This is a genomic window from Mycobacterium sp. SMC-14 (genome assembly GCF_046250075.1).
GTDB lineage: Bacteria > Actinomycetota > Actinomycetes > Mycobacteriales > Mycobacteriaceae > Mycobacterium.
Map to the genome: position 1 here is coordinate 645849 of NZ_CP176429.1, position 12688 is coordinate 658536.

Below are 12688 nucleotides of genomic sequence, written 5' to 3' on the forward strand. Positions count from 1 at the left end.
CTGAGATGCAGAGAAGTTATTCATGCCTTATTGCCAGTGATGGAATGTGACATGTCCAGGAAGTAAACACATGTAACACATTCGGAGCGAACGTACAGGAATCACACAGTTAGAAGCCAGGGCCGGTCACCTCATGCCCGGGGGTCTCGGCGATCAGCCCGCGATAGGCCTGCTCCACCGTGGAGCCGTGGTTGATCACGCCGTCGACCTCGCGCGCGATCGGCATACTCAGGCCGTACTGCGCGGCGAACTTCATGATCACGCTGGCGGCCCGCACCCCCTCGGCCACCTGGTTCATCGACGCGATGATCTCGTCGATGGGCTTGCCGGAGCCCAGCTGCTCACCGACATAGCGGTTGCGGCTGCGCTGGCTGGTGCAGGTGACGATCAGGTCGCCCATCCCGGCCAGGCCCGCGAAAGTGTCGCGGGCTCCGCCCATCGCCTCGCCGAGCTTGGACATCTCGCGCACGGAACGCGCCATCACCATGGCCCGGGTGTTCTCCCCGATCCCCAGCGAGTAGCCCATTCCGACCGCGATCGCGTACACGTTCTTCAGTGCGCCGGCCATCTCGACCCCCACCACGTCGTCGGTGGTGTACACCCGGAATCGCTTGGTGCGGAACAGTGACGCCAGTTCGCAGGCCAGGCCCGGGTCGGGCATGGCCAGCACCGCCGCAGCCGCATAACCCTCGGCGACCTCGCGGGCGATGTTCGGTCCGGCCAGGATGCCGGCGGGATGCCCGGGCAGCACCTCGTCGACGATCTGCGACATCCGCATGTTGGTGCCCTGCTCCAGGCCCTTGACCAGCGACACCACCGGCACCCAGGGGCGCAGCTCGGTGGCCAACTCTTCGAGCACTCCCCGGAAGCCGTGCGACGGTACGGCCATCACGACGACGTCGGCGCAGTGCGCGGCGTCGGCGAAATCGGTGGTGGCGCGCAGCGTGCTGCTGAGTTCGACGTCGTTGCCCAGATAGCGACTGTTGCGATGGTTGTCGTTGATGTCGGCAGCGGTCGCTTCCGATCGCACCCACTGCAGCGTCGGCGCACGGCGCGAGCAGATGGACGCCACCGTGGTACCGAACGATCCGCCTCCGAGCACGACGACATTGGGTGTACGAGTAGCAGCAGGCATGAGCGACAGCGTATTGCCGTCGCCACTGCCGCACCCACGGTTTGTGAACATGTCGCCTAAACGGCGGACCAGCCGCCGTCGATCGAGAGCGTGGTGCCGTGGATGTTGGCGGCGTCGTCACTGGCGAGGAACACCACGGCGGCGGCAACCTCTGCCACGGTGCTCATCCGCCGTGACGGAATCCGGGCCAGCACGGGCGCCACGTGCGGTTCGAACTCCGCGTTGCGCTCGGTCCGGATCGGTCCGGGGGCAACGGTATTGACGCGCACACCGGAGGGGCCGTATTCGTCGGCCCACGACTTGGTCAGCGAGTGGATGGTGGCCTTGGTCGCGCTGTACAGCGCTGAATTCGCCGAACCGATCAGTCCGCTGATCGAACCGACGTTGACGATCACGCCGCTGCCGCGCTGCGCCATGGCGGGCGCGAGAGCGCCGGTCAGCAGGAACGGGGCGAACACGTTGATCGCGAACGCGTCGCGGACCTGTTGCTCGGGAACCTCCGCAGTGGGCGACGGCATCAGCAGCATGGCCGCGTTGTTGACCAGGATGTCGATCGAACCTCTGGCCGCGGCGGTCGCCTCGGCGGCCAACCGGGTGACCGCGTTCCCGCCGGCGCCCAGATCGGAGCCGATGAACGTGGCCCTGCCGCCCGCTGATTCGATGCGCTGCACGACGTCGGCGCCGCGTTTGGAATCGCGTCCGCTGACGAGCACCGACGCGCCGGCCTCGGCCAATGCGGTGGCGATGCCGGCCCCCAGTCCGGCGGTAGAACCGGTGATCAACGCTGTGCGGCCTGCAAGCCGCGTACTGTTTGGACTCATGAGTCCAGATAGTTCACCTATCAAAATGGACCCGCAAGTCCAGAAATTGACCAGCAAGGGGGCGGCCACCCGGTGGCGGATCATCGAGGGCGCCGCCGGGGAGATCCGTACCAGCGGGGTGTCGGCCACCACGCTCGATGACATCCGGGCCCGCACCCAGACCTCCAAGAGTCAGCTGTTCCACTACTTTCCCGGCGGCAAGGAACAGTTGCTGCTCGCGGTGGCCGAACACGAGGCCGCGCGGGTGTTGGCCGATCAGCAGCCGTACTTGGGCGAGCTCACGTCCTGGGCGGCCTGGCAGCGCTGGCGCGACGCCGTCGTCGAGCGCTACCGACGACAGGGGCAGCATTGCCCGCTGGCGGTACTGATGTCCGAACTCGGGCGGACCACACCGGCAGCCCAAGCCGTCACCTCGTCGCTGATCCGGCAATGGCACGCCGAGATCGCGACCGGGATCCGCGCGATGCAGCAGGGCGGCAAGATGGCGGGGCGTATCGACGCCGATTCGGCGGCAGCCGCCCTACTGGCGGGCATCCAGGGCGGCGTGGGCATCCTGCTCGCCACCGGCGATCTCGGCTTCTTGGAAGCCGCGCTGGACCGCGGCATCGCCGCGCTACGAGCCGAAGCCTGACCTATCCGGCCAACGGGATCGCCTCCCCGGCCCGTCCGAACACCATTGATTCGGTGATCTGGTCGAACCGGAAGTCCAGGGCGTCGGCGAAGTAGTTCTGCCGCACATTCCAGGGCCGCTTGGTGCCCGAGCGCGGGAGCGCGTGCGGCGCGCGCAGCACGTAGCCGGCCTGGATGTCCCACGCCGACTTCTCGGGCATCGGTTCGTCGCCGAGGTGCGGGTAGGCGTGGGTGTAGCCGCGCGAGGTCATGTACTCCAGCAGTTTGGCGGTGGCCCGGGCGGTGATGTCGGCGCGCAGCGTCCAGGAGGCGTTGGTGTAGCCGACGCACCAGAACAGGTTCGGCACGTCTTCGAGCATGTGTGCCTTGTAGACGAATCGGTCGGTGGACTTGATCTCGGTGCCGTCCAAGCTGATCCGTACCCCGCCGAGTGCTTGCAGCTGCAGGCCGGTGGCGGTGACGATGATGTCGGCATCGAGATGCGCGCCGGACTGCAATGCAATCCCGGTGGCGTCGAAGTGGTCGATCCGGTCGGTGACCATCTCGACCCGCCCGGCGCTGATCTCGGCGTAGAGGTCGGCGTCGGGAATCAGACACAGTCGCTGGTCCCACGGCTCATACGGCGGCTTGAAGTGGGTGTCCACCGGGTAACCCGCCGGCAGGTTCTGCACGGCCGTGCGACGCAGGATCCACTTCAACAGCGGGGGAGTCTTGCGGGCCAGGAACCAGACGTAGCCCTCGAACATGGCCATCACGAACCGGATGATCGGGTGAGCCAACTTGCGGGGCAACAGTTTTGCCACCACGTCAACGAATCGGCTGTACATGGTCGCCGAGATCAGATAGGTGGGGGTGCGCTGCAGCAGGGTCACGTGGCGCGAGCGCTCGGCCAACGCCGGGACCAGTGACATCGCGGTGGCGCCGCTGCCGATCACCACGACCTTCTTGTTGGTGTAGTCCAGATCTTCGGGCCAGTGCTGGGGGTGCACCAGCGTTCCCGCGAACGTCTCGAATCCCGGGAAGTCCGGGGTGTAGCCCTCGTCGTAGTTGTAGTAGCCGGAGCCGAAGAAGACGAACCGGCCGCGGTAGGTCCGCTGGGTGCCGTTTTCGTCCGCAGTGACCGTCCAGGTGTCGGTTGCCGAGTCCCAGTCGGCGGCGGTGACGTGGTGGTTGAACCGGATGTGGTCGTCGATGCCGTACTTGCGCGCGGTGTCGGTCAGGTAGTCGCGGATCTCGTCGCCGTTGGCGACCCGTTCGCGCCGGGTCCACGGTTCATACGGCAGGCACAGCGTGAAGATGCTGCTGTCCGAGCGAACCCCGGGATAGCGGAACAGGTCCCAGGTCCCGCCGATGCGCTCACGCCGTTCCAGGATGACGTAGCGGGTGCCGGGGTTGCGTTCGGCGATGCGGTAAGCAGCGCCGATACCGGAGATGCCCGCTCCGATGATGACGACGTCCACGACCTCTTCGGTAGTCACGATGCTCAGCCTAAGCACCGGGAGGCGGTCGGACCAGCGGTACCGGTTACCGGTAATTCACGAACTGCAAGGCCACGTCCAGGTCGGCACCCTTGAGCAGTGAGATCACGGCCTGCAGGTCGTCGCGCTTCTTCGACGACACCCGGATTTCTTCGCCTTGGACCTGGGACTTGACGCCCTTGGGGCCCTCGTCGCGGATCAGCTTGTTGATCTTCTTGGCGTGCTCGGCGTCGATGCCCTGCTTGAGGCTGCCGCTGACCTTGTAGGTCTTGCCCGACGGCTGCGGGTCCCCGGCGTCGAACGCCTTCATGGAGATGTCGCGGCGGATCAGTTTCTCCTTGAACACATCGACGGCGGCCTTGACCCGCTCTTCGGTGGAGCTGACCAGCTCGATGTTTTCCTCACCCTTCCAGGCGATGGTGGTGTCGGTGCCGCGGAAGTCGAACCGGGTGGCCAACTCCTTGGCGGCCTGGTTCAAGGCGTTGTCGACCTCCTGCCGATCGACCTTGCTGACGATGTCGAACGATGAGTCCGCCACGAGATCTGTCCTCTCCTTGAGTTGTGCTGGCCGTTTGCGTCTGAGGTACATCCTCGTTGTAGTCTGCTAGGCGCACTACGGCAGGTTGCCCGAGCGGCCAATGGGAGCGGACTGTAAATCCGTCGGCGAAAGCCTACACAGGTTCGAATCCTGTACCTGCCACACTGGTCAGGCCCCCTTTCTAGGGGGCCTGACGTTTTTTCCGGGCTGGGCGCGCCCGCGGCCAGGACCAGTTCTCAGTAGGCCGAACGGTGCGGGCTTGCCGGCCTGATCCCATGGTGCAGTTCGGCGACGTCGGGGTGAGCCCGGGTGCGCGACTTCCATGCGTTCTCGCCGTAGGTGTCGAAGATGGGGTTGTCCGGGTCGGTCTCGACGCCCCGCGCCAGGACTGCCAAGTCGGCGGGCAGGGTGATACGCGGGATGGTGGCATTCAGTGCCGGGTTGAGGAAGTACGGGATAGATACCCGGTCGGTGCCCGGTTGGGGCAACAGCACCCGGTGGCGCGTGGCCCGTAGGTAGCCGTCGGTCGCGACTTCGAGCAGTTCGCCGATGTTGACGATGAACGCACCGGCCATCGGGGGAACGTCGACCCATTCGCCGGGCGAGCTTTCCACTTGAAGCCCTTCGGAATCCGGATCGACGAGCAGCAGGGTCAAGACACCCGAATCCTTGTGGGCGCCGACACCTTGGCCGGCCGCGGGGCCGCCCGGATACCGGACGACCTTGATCAGCGTCGCCGCCGAGGCGGCGAATGCGTCGTCGAACAGGTCTTCGGCGGCTCCCAGCGATGCCGCCCAGTGCCGGAGCAGTTGCAGGCCTACCGCGGACAGGGACCGGTCCCACGCTTCGAACGCGGTGCGGAAGGATGCGGGCCGTGCGGGCCACAGGTTCGGGCCCTGCAGGTGCCAGTAACCCTGCGCGTCGGGCAACGCGGGACGCTGCGGCCCGATATCGATCTGCTCTCGCCAGTCGACGCGACCGTTCGTCAGCTCGCCGCCCAGGCGTGAATAGCCCCGGAAATGCGGGCTTTTCAACTGGCTGATCCGACCCTTCTCCGCGTCGGGCAGTCTGAAGAACTGCCGGGCCAGCTCGAGCACCTCGGCGATCTGCTCGCCGGGTACGCCGTGGCCGATGAGATAGAAGAAGCCGCGGGTGTGGGTGGCCTCCCGCAGGGCCAGGCGAAACGCCGCTGCGTCGGTAGCGGCGTTAGACAGGTCCAGTACAGGCAGCATCACAGGGACCCTTCGTCATCAGGCGCCAACAGCCAAGCGCCTACAGGTCGCCGGAGAAGTCGGCGGTCAGCCAACGGTCGGGCCGGATGGTGAACAGCACACTGGATGCGCCGTCCATGTTGGCGGCGAATGCCCGGCCGCTTTCCTGTCCCAGGTAGCGGATCGCGATAGCCTCGCGTTGCGGCAGCGGGGCTGGTGTGGCCGCATTGACCACGGTGCCTTCGACGATCACGTATTGGTAGGGCAGCTCTTCGCGCTGCACCACCAACGTCACCGCACCGGCTTGCTCGATGAGCTTGGCTTTCCGCCGGCCGGCACCGGTATTGACCAGGATGTCGCCGCCGGGGGTGTAGTCGTACCAAATCGGGACACTGGCCGGAGGTCGGCCATCGGTGGCGGCGACGGACAACACCGCGATGTGCTTGTCGGCGAGAAACTGCTGACGCTCGGTCTCGGTAAAGGGTTTGGGCATACCGGCTCGAACAGCGATGGACGCTTCGCTATTCCGCTTACACTCCGGCGATGCCTGCCGAGAAGGAGCCCGGAATGCCTGTAGCGGACCTTGTTGTCATCGGCACGGTGCTCACGGTCAATGACGCGCAACCGACTGCCGAGGCGCTGGCTGTCACCGACGGGCGCATCGTCGCGGTCGGCGACCGCAAGGACATGGACGCATTCATCGGCCCCGAGACCTGGGTGCTCGACATCGGCGACGGCTGCGTATTACCGGGCTTCGTCGAGGCCCACGGGCATCCGCTGATGGAGTCAGTCGTGCTGTCTGGCCGGATGGTCGATATTCGGCCGGTCACCCTGACCGATGCCGACACCGTCGTGGGGCTGATCCACCAGGAGGTCGCCGCTCGCGGCGTCGAGGGGGCCTACGCGGTCGGCTGGGACCAGCTGCTGCAACCGGGTCTGCCCCTACCCACGTTGGCCTGGCTGGACGGCGTCGCCCCGCAGCATCCCCTGGTGATCGTGCACAACTCGGGCCACAAGGCGTACTTCAACAGTGCAGCCGCCCGGGAGGCCGGGCTGAGCCGCGACACCCCCGACCCCGTTGGTGCAAAATACGGCCGCGACGCCGCCGGCGAACTGGATGGGACCGCGGAGGAGACCGCCGCGCTGATTCCGTTGCTGGGCAAGGCGATGCTGCCCGGCGACGCTCCGGCGATGCTGCGCGCCGAATGCGCACGGCTCAACCGGGCCGGCCTGACAACAATTTCGGAGATGGCGTTCTCGCCGCAGTTCCGGCCGCTGGTTGACCACCTGCGCAATGAGCTGACCGTGCGACTGCGCACCTACGAGATCTCCAACGAGGCGTTGCACACCGATGCTTCGCCGGGGGACGGCGACGACATGGCGCGCCAGGTCGGGATCAAGATCTGGGTGGACGGCTCACCGTGGATCGGCAACATCGACCTGTCGTTCCCGTACCTGGACACCGATGCCACCCGCACCATCGGCGTCGAACCCGGATCGTGCGGGCACGCCAACTACACCGGCGAACAACTGACCCGCATCGTCGAGGCGTACTTCCCGCACGGCTGGCAGATGGCCTGTCACGTCCACGGCGACAACGGGGTCGACACCATCCTCGACGTCTACGAGGACGCGCTGAGGCGGCACCCGCGCCCCGATCACCGGTTGCGCCTCGAACACGTCGGCGCCATCCGCCCCGAGCAACTGCGCCGTGCCGCCGCGCTGGGCGTCACCTGCAGCCTGTTCGTCGACCACCTCCACTACTGGGGTGATGTTCTGGTCGACGGACTGTTCGGCGAGGAACACGGCTCGCGGTGGATGCCGGCGGCATCCGCCGTCGCGACGGGTATGCGCATCTCACTGCATAACGACGCGCCCGTCACCCCCGAAGAGCCGTTGCGCAATATCAGCGTCGCCGCCACCCGGGTTGCACCCAGCGGACGGATCCTGGCGCCCGAAGAGCGGCTCACCGTCGAGCAGGCGATACGGGCGCAAACCCTCGACGCGGCCTGGCAGCTGTTCGCCGAAGATGTGACCGGCTCACTTGAGGTGGGCAAGTACGCCGACCTGGTGGTGTTGTCGGCCGACCCACGCGCCGTCGCCCCGGAAGCGATCGCCGATCTCGAGGTGCGCGCTACCTTCCTGGCCGGCCGCCAGGTGGCCTGAAATCTGGGGACCGCCCCGCTATTTAAAGGAAACATAGGGGTCTAAAGCCCCCTGGCGGACTAAGCCTGGTAAGGCTAACCTTCGTTGCATGAGCCTGCCGATGCCCGACCGCAAGACCGCTGATCTGCCCGGCCACTGGCTGTTCGCCCGTCTGGGCAAACGGGTGCTGCGGCCCGGCGGGCTCGGCCTGACCCACCGGATGCTGGCCGATGCGCAGCTGGCCGGCGCCGACGTCGTGGAACTCGCCCCCGGCATGGGGCGTACCGCGAAAGAGATCCTGCAGAAGGGCCCCGGCACCTACACCGGTGTGGAGGCGGACGAGAACGCCGCCGGCGTGGTCCGCTCGGTGGTTGGCGAGCGGGGCCGAGTGGTCACCGGCGAGGCGTCGCAGACCGGTCTGGAGGCCGACAGCGCCGACGTCGTCATCGGCGAAGCGATGCTGACCATGCAGACCAACGCGCATAAGGCCGACATCATCGGGGAGGCCTTCCGAGTGCTGCGCCCCGGCGGCCGCTACGCCATCCACGAGATGGTTCTGCAGCCCGTCGACGTGCCCGAGGCTGTCAAGGACGAGGTCCGTACCGCGCTGGCCCGCTCGATCAAGGTCAACGCCCGCCCGTTGACCGCCGCGGAATGGACCGAGTTGCTCACCGAGGCCGGCTTCACGGTGGAGAAGATCTCCTACGCACCGATGGCGCTGTTGGAGCCGCACCGGTTGATCGCCGACGAGGGCCTGTTCGGGGCGCTGCGGTTCGTGTTCAACGTGCTGCGCGATTCCGATGCGCGGGCCCGGGTGCTCAACATGCGCGCGACGTTCCGTCGCCACCGCAACAACATGGCCGCTATCGAGGTGATTGCTGCCAAGCCCGCCTGACCGGCTTGCCATGATGGACAGGTGACAACCCGCGACCGCGACGATTCGGGCCGTCCCCGCAACGCCCGCCCGCGTGATCGGCTGGGCCGGCCGCTGCCCCGCGGCAGCCAGGGCGGGGTCGAGGGTGTTCCCGACGACCTCGACCTGCCGCCGGCACAGATGCTCGCGTACGCGCAGCTGTTGTTGGACGACGGTCTGGCGTTCAACGCCCACGAGGTGCTGGAAGCCGCCTGGAAGCATCGGCCTTCCGCCGAGCGTGAACTGTGGCAGGGCCTGGCGCAGCTGGCCGTCGGCGTCACCCACGTCCAGCGGGGCAATGTCGCCGGCGCGGTCAGTCTGTTGCGCCGGGGCGCCGAACATCTGGCGACGGTGCGGCCCCCGGCCCCGTTCGGGATCGATCTCGCCGGATTGTTGGGCTTTGCCGCGCATTTGGCCGACGACCTGGCGGCCGGTGTCGAGATCGCCCCGCAGCGGCTGCACCCGCGGCTGGTCGCGTGAGCGCCCCGATTCGCTGGACGCTCGCCGACGGCCGCGACCTCTTGTTCTTCGCCCTGCCCGGCCGTGCCCCGGTGCCGGTAGCAGACCTGCGGCCGCTGTCGCCCCGTGACCCCGAGCCGTCGCAGCTGCGCTTCGACCGCACCACCGGCCAGTGGGTGATCATCGCCGCGCAGCGCCAGGACCGCACCTACAAGCCCCCGGCCGAGGCCTGCCCGCTGTGCCCGGGACCGAGCGGTGAGACCAGCGAGGTGCCGGCGGCCGACTATGACGTCGTGGTCTTCGAGAACCGATTTCCCAGTCTGTCGGGATTTCGGCGCGATAATGACCGCTCAGCGGGAGAAACCGCGCCGGAACCGTTCGTCTCCAGGCCGGGCGTCGGCCGTTGCGAGGTGATCTGCTTCTCGGCCGATCACACCGGTTCTTTCGCCGACCTGCCGGCGGCACATGCCCGGCTGGTGGTGCAGGCCTGGCGGCACCGCACCGCCGATCTGTTGGGCCGTGCGGGTGTCGAGCAGGTGTTCTGCTTCGAAAACCGCGGCGAGGAGATCGGGGTGACGCTGGCTCACCCGCACGGCCAGATCTACGGCTACCCCTACCTGACCCCGCGCACCGCCGCGATGCTGGCGCAAGCGCGTGAGCATCGAGTGACGCACGGCAGGAATCTGTTCGCCGATCTGCTGGCGGCTGAGCGTGCCGCGGGTGCTCGGGTCGTGGCGCAGACCGAACACTTCACCGCGTTCGTGCCGTTCGCCGCGCGGTGGCCGGTGGAGGTGCACCTGTACCCGAATCGCCGAGTGCACAACCTGACCGACCTGACCGATGACGAGCTCGACGACTTCGCAGGCGTCTACCGAAACCTGTTGGGTCGCTTCGATCGGATCTACGACGCCCCGCTGCCCTATATGGCCGCACTGCACCAGTACCGCAGCGACGGCGCGCAGGCCGACGGCTATTTTCACGTCGAGCTGATGTCGATCAGACGCAGCGCCACCAAGCTGAAGTATCTGGCGGCCTCGGAGTCGGCGATGGACGCGTTCATCGCTGATGTCACGCCGGAGTCCGTGGCGGCTAGGCTGCGTGAGCTGTGATCACCTACTCCGCGCCGGGCCGGGTCAACCTGATCGGCGAACACACCGACTACAACGGCGGTTTCGCGCTGCCCATCGCGTTGCCGCAACGCACCAGCGTCACCTTCACCCCGGCCGAGGCCGACACGCTCACCGTGCTCAGCGATCGCGCCGACGCGCCGGTCAGCATTCCGCTGAACACCACGCCAGGGCAGACCACCGGCTGGGGCGCGTATGCCGCCGGGGTGATCTGGGCGCTGCGCGACAGTGGGTTTGCGGTGCCCGGTGGCACCATGGATATCCGCAGTGACGTACCGATCGGCTCGGGACTGTCGTCGTCGGCGGCCCTGGAATGCGCGGTGCTCGGCGCCTTGGCCTCGGCGGCAGATCTGAACATCGATCGGATCGAGCGGGCCCGGATCGGCCAGCGCGCCGAGAACGACTATGTCGGCGCGCCAACGGGTTTGCTGGATCAGCTGTCATCGCTTTACGGGGAGGTGTCCAGCGCGCTGCTGATCGACTTCCGCGACGTCGCGGTGCACCCGGTGCCGTTCGACCCGGACGCTTCCGGGGTGACCTTGCTGCTGCTCGACTCCGGTCAGCGGCACGGTCACGTCGACGGGGAATACGCCGCCCGGCGCGCATCGTGTGAGCGGGTCGCCGCCGAGTTGGGGGTGTCATCGCTGCGCGAGGTGCAGCACCGGGGCGTGGCAGCGCTCAATGCGCTCGCCGACCCGGTCGACGCCCGGCGGGCTCGGCACGTGCTGACCGAGAACGAGCGGGTGCTGGATTTCGTTGCGGCGTGCGCGGAGTTGGACTTCGCCGCGGCCGGTACGTTGTTCACCGCGTCGCACGCGTCGATGCGCGACGACTTCGAGATCACCACCGAGCACATCGACCTGATCGCCGACAGTGCGGTGGCCGCCGGCGCGCTCGGGGCCCGGATGACGGGCGGCGGGTTCGGTGGCTGCGTGATCGCGCTGGTGCCCGCCAAACTCACGTTGAGGGTGGGTGATGCGGTGCGCGCCGCGGTCATCGAAGCCGGATACCCCGAGCCGGAGGTGAGCCGGGTGTATGCGGCGGCCGGGGCCCGATAGCCTCAGATCCCGTAGTCGGGCAGGTCGAAATCGTCGCGCACGGCGCCGGCGAACAGGTTTGTCAGGATCCGCAGGTTCATCGCCCGCAGCGCGAGATTGCGAAACCACAGACCGAAACGTGTTCGGGTGGCGAAGAATCCGAGCAGTTGTGTCGCGGTGGACTGTTTGGTCTCGATCAACGGGCGCAGTCGTGCTTCGTAGGCGTCGAACGCGCGCCGGTGGTCACCGGCGGCGCGGTGCAGCTCTCCGACAAGCACGTAGGCCTCGGTGATCGCCAGGCCGGTGCCCTCTCCGCCCAGCAGCGAGATGCACCCGGCCGCGTCGCCGATCAACAGCACTCGGCCCCGCGACCAGTGGTTCATCCGGACCTGGCTGACCACGTCGAAGTAGAGGTCGTCGGCATCGTCGATCGCGGCAAGCAGTTGCGGGCACTCCCAGCCGACGTCGGCGAACCGGTGGTGCAACGTGGTTTTCGGTTCTTCGGCAATGTCGGGTGAGCGGTCGCGGAACACGAACAGGGCCAGGGTCCGGTCACCGCGCAGCGCGACCCGTGACATCTGCAGGCCGGGGACGGCGTGGGTCACGTATGTCAGCTCGTCGCGGGGACGGTAGCCCTCGACGACGGCGGCGGCCACCTTGCAGCCCAGGTAGTACTCGAAATCGGCGTCCGGGCCGAACGCCAACCGGCGCACGTTGGAGTGCAGCCCGTCGGCGCCGATCACCAGGTCGAACTCCCGCGGCCCGGTGCGCTCGAAGGTGAGGCGGACGCAGTCGTCGTCTTGGTCGATGGCGGTGATGCTGTCGCCGTAGATCATCTCGACGTGTTCGGCGGTGGCGGCGTGAATGGTGGCGGCCAGGTCACCGCGCGGCAGGCTGGTGAAGTCGTCGCCGATCAGGTGCCCAAAGACGGTGGCGTCCAACGCAGCCAGGACACGGCCGTCGGCGCCCACCGATTCGACGGATTCGATCTGGTAGCCCTTGTCGAGGATCTGCGCCTCGAGTCCCATCCGCTGGGCCACGGTGTAGCCGACGCCCCAGAAGTCGATCATGTAGCCGCCGGAGCGGAAGGCCGGCGCACGCTCGATCACGGTCGGGGTGTGGCCGGTGCGGTGCAGCCAGTACGCGAGCGCCGTCCCGGCTACTCCTGCACCGCTGATCGCGATCCGCATCGGC

Annotated in this window: 13 protein-coding genes and 1 tRNA gene; 7 read left to right on the forward strand and 7 right to left on the reverse strand. The window is 67.4% G+C overall.

Going from position 1 to position 12688, the window contains the following annotated elements; all coding sequences use genetic code 11:
• Window positions 1–109: 109 nt before the first annotated feature.
• Together ACKY0W_RS03070 and ACKY0W_RS03075 are read right to left on the reverse strand one after the other, a co-directional pair.
• Window positions 110–1135, reverse strand: a complete 1026-nt coding sequence (locus tag ACKY0W_RS03070; protein WP_409436344.1) for an NAD(P)H-dependent glycerol-3-phosphate dehydrogenase — start codon at window positions 1133–1135, stop codon at window positions 110–112.
• 56 nt (window positions 1136–1191) lie between these two features.
• Window positions 1192–1956: an SDR family NAD(P)-dependent oxidoreductase gene (locus tag ACKY0W_RS03075; RefSeq protein WP_409436345.1), complete on the reverse strand. Its 765-nt coding sequence runs from the start codon at window positions 1954–1956 to the stop codon at window positions 1192–1194.
• A 25-nt stretch (window positions 1957–1981) separates the two neighbouring features.
• On the opposite strand from ACKY0W_RS03075, the gene ACKY0W_RS03080 reads away from it, so the two are divergent.
• Window positions 1982–2587, forward strand: a complete 606-nt coding sequence (locus tag ACKY0W_RS03080) for a TetR/AcrR family transcriptional regulator (protein ID WP_409436346.1) — start codon at window positions 1982–1984, stop codon at window positions 2585–2587.
• 1 nt (window position 2588) lies between these two features.
• Here the strand turns inward: ACKY0W_RS03080 and ACKY0W_RS03085 are convergent, their stop codons facing one another.
• Together ACKY0W_RS03085 and ACKY0W_RS03090 are read right to left on the reverse strand one after the other, a co-directional pair.
• Window positions 2589–4064, reverse strand: a complete 1476-nt coding sequence (locus ACKY0W_RS03085; RefSeq protein ID WP_409436347.1) for a flavin-containing monooxygenase — start codon at window positions 4062–4064, stop codon at window positions 2589–2591.
• A gap of 46 nt (window positions 4065–4110) precedes the next feature.
• Entirely contained in the window at window positions 4111–4602 is a 492-nt protein-coding gene (locus ACKY0W_RS03090; RefSeq protein ID WP_406756364.1) for a YajQ family cyclic di-GMP-binding protein, read from the reverse strand.
• A gap of 79 nt (window positions 4603–4681) precedes the next feature.
• Between ACKY0W_RS03090 and ACKY0W_RS03095 the strand changes: the two genes are divergently transcribed.
• Window positions 4682–4764, forward strand: a tRNA-Tyr gene (locus ACKY0W_RS03095).
• Between the two features lie 74 nt (window positions 4765–4838).
• Here ACKY0W_RS03095 and ACKY0W_RS03100 read toward each other — a convergent pair.
• On the reverse strand, window positions 4839–5834 hold the full coding sequence (locus ACKY0W_RS03100) for an isopenicillin N synthase family dioxygenase (RefSeq protein WP_409436348.1): 996 nt from the start codon (window positions 5832–5834) through the stop codon (window positions 4839–4841).
• Window positions 5835–5874: 40 nt separating this feature from the next.
• Window positions 5875–6306 carry a pyridoxamine 5'-phosphate oxidase family protein gene (locus tag ACKY0W_RS03105; RefSeq protein WP_409436349.1) on the reverse strand — a complete coding sequence of 144 codons (432 nt, stop codon included), beginning with the start codon at window positions 6304–6306 and terminating at the stop codon, window positions 5875–5877.
• A 74-nt stretch (window positions 6307–6380) separates the two neighbouring features.
• On the opposite strand from ACKY0W_RS03105, the gene ACKY0W_RS03110 reads away from it, so the two are divergent.
• The 5 genes from ACKY0W_RS03110 to ACKY0W_RS03130 all read left to right on the forward strand — a co-directional run bounded on the left by ACKY0W_RS03110 (window position 6381) and on the right by ACKY0W_RS03130 (window position 11515).
• Entirely contained in the window at window positions 6381–7979 is a 1599-nt protein-coding gene (locus ACKY0W_RS03110; RefSeq protein ID WP_409436350.1) for an amidohydrolase, read from the forward strand.
• Between the two features lie 88 nt (window positions 7980–8067).
• Window positions 8068–8853: a methyltransferase domain-containing protein gene (locus ACKY0W_RS03115; protein WP_409436351.1), complete on the forward strand. Its 786-nt coding sequence runs from the start codon at window positions 8068–8070 to the stop codon at window positions 8851–8853.
• A gap of 21 nt (window positions 8854–8874) precedes the next feature.
• Window positions 8875–9351 (forward strand): DUF309 domain-containing protein, encoded by a 477-nt coding sequence (locus tag ACKY0W_RS03120; protein ID WP_406756360.1) that lies wholly within the window; start codon window positions 8875–8877, stop codon window positions 9349–9351.
• On the forward strand, window positions 9348–10439 hold the full coding sequence (galT, locus tag ACKY0W_RS03125; RefSeq protein WP_409436352.1) for a galactose-1-phosphate uridylyltransferase: 1092 nt from the start codon (window positions 9348–9350) through the stop codon (window positions 10437–10439). The genes ACKY0W_RS03120 and galT overlap by 4 nt, the downstream gene beginning before the upstream one ends.
• Entirely contained in the window at window positions 10436–11515 is a 1080-nt protein-coding gene (locus tag ACKY0W_RS03130) for a galactokinase (protein WP_409436353.1), read from the forward strand. The genes galT and ACKY0W_RS03130 overlap by 4 nt, the downstream gene beginning before the upstream one ends.
• 2 nt (window positions 11516–11517) lie before the next feature.
• Here the strand turns inward: ACKY0W_RS03130 and ACKY0W_RS03135 are convergent, their stop codons facing one another.
• The gene (locus tag ACKY0W_RS03135) at window positions 11518–12684 is read right to left on the reverse strand and encodes an FAD-binding domain (protein ID WP_409436354.1); all 1167 of its coding nucleotides are present in this window, start codon (window positions 12682–12684) and stop codon (window positions 11518–11520) included.
• Window positions 12685–12688 lie beyond the last annotated feature (4 nt).